General features: G+C 60.0%; 1 protein-coding gene. It reads right to left on the minus strand.

The annotated features are described in order from the left end of the window. On the minus strand, positions 1-255 hold a 255-nt coding region (locus DNK49_RS23680; RefSeq protein WP_133255197.1), incomplete at both ends, for an RHS repeat domain-containing protein.

Genomic DNA, 255 nt, shown 5'->3' on the forward strand with positions numbered 1-255 from the left:
CCAGGGGGTCGGTGATGTTGAGCCAGCGGGTGGTGCCACTTTCGCCAAAGGCAAACTGCGTCGTCCCGTACGGTGTCGTCATCGCCGTGATGAAGGTGGCGCTGTTGTACGTAAAGGAGGACGTGAGCCCAAGGACATCGGTGATGCGACTCAGACGCCCTTGGGCATCGTAGTCGATCGAGGCACTGCGCCCGAAAGGATCCGTGATTCGGGTCAGCAACAACGGCTGACCTGCCAGTTGGTAGTCAAAGACGG

It is taken from the genome of Parazoarcus communis SWub3 = DSM 12120, assembly GCF_003226565.1.
Lineage (GTDB): Bacteria > Pseudomonadota > Gammaproteobacteria > Burkholderiales > Rhodocyclaceae > Parazoarcus > Parazoarcus communis.